This is a genomic window from Streptomyces fildesensis, from assembly GCF_016107395.1.
GTDB lineage: Bacteria > Actinomycetota > Actinomycetes > Streptomycetales > Streptomycetaceae > Actinacidiphila > Actinacidiphila fildesensis.
On record NZ_JAAIKO010000141.1, the window covers coordinates 1 to 1,014 of the forward strand.

Annotated in this window: 2 protein-coding genes; one reads left to right on the plus strand and one right to left on the minus strand. The window is 68.2% G+C overall.

Annotated features, from left to right (window positions below; genetic code table 11):
• Nucleotides 1-225: DUF2218 domain-containing protein (locus tag C6N31_RS42275; protein ID WP_198359626.1), on the minus strand; the 225-nt coding region annotated here is incomplete at its 3' end.
• Nucleotides 226-336: 111 nt separating this feature from the next.
• Between C6N31_RS42275 and C6N31_RS42280 the strand changes: the two genes are divergently transcribed.
• Nucleotides 337-930: a TetR/AcrR family transcriptional regulator gene (locus C6N31_RS42280; RefSeq protein WP_198359627.1), complete on the plus strand. Its 594-nt coding sequence runs from the start codon at nucleotides 337-339 to the stop codon at nucleotides 928-930.
• Nucleotides 931-1,014: the final 84 nt, after the last annotated feature.

The window sequence follows — 1,014 nt, forward strand, 5'->3', positions numbered from 1 at the left end:
GGCCTGCAGGCTGCACAGGGCCCACCCGAAATCGACCTCGCCGCGGGTCTCCGACCACTGCACCTGCATCAGGGCGGCCTCCGCCTCGGTGACCGGACGGCCGCCGCCCGCGTGAAGGCGAGGCCGATGACGCAGGGCGCTGCCCCTGTTGCTGAAGTGCTTGCACAACTGCACCAGGTAACGACTCGCCCGGTCTGTGCGGATCTCGGCTTCGGCGGAATACATGGCAAGCACCTCGGCGGGTTGAGGGAAGGCTGACCCCACCCACATTTATCGATACACACTGTCTCTGTCAATACGAAGTGTCATTTCCTCAACGCCTTGTACGCTGGAGGGATGCCGAAGCTGTGGACCGAGACCATGGACGCTCACCGCGCCGCGGTACGCACTGCGATTCTGGATGCCGCCGCCAGCCTGGTCTCCGAACGCGGCCTGGCGTCGGTGAACATGTCCCAGATCGCCGCCCAGGCCGGCATCGGCCGTGCCACGCTGTACAAGTACTTCCCGGACGTCGGGGCGGTCCTGCTCGCCTGGCACGAACAGCAGATCCGCGCCCACCTGGACCACCTCGCCGCCGTCCGCGACCACCACCACGAGCCGCAGGCGCGGCTCGAAGCCGTGCTGCACGCCTACGCGGCCCTGCTCCACGAACGGCACCACGGCGAACTCGCGGCCCTCGCGCACAGCGGAGACGTCTCAACCCTGCACCGAAGCGAGCACCTAGGCCACGCCCAGCAGCACCTGACGGGCCTTATCGCCGACCTCATCGCCCAGGCCGCACAGGCCGGCGACCTCCGCGACGACGTCGCCCCCCAGGAGTTGGCACAGTACTGTTTGCACGCCCTTGGCGCCGCGGCCGATCTTCCATCCAAAGCAGCCGCCGTGCGACTTGCCGACGTCACCCTCGCCGGCCTGCGCAACCCGCACTGAGTGCTCTCGCCCGAAGGGACGTTTCGTTCAAGCGGTCCGTTCGCGCGTGGGGCGTCGATCCATCCGCCGGGACGGGTAGCCGTC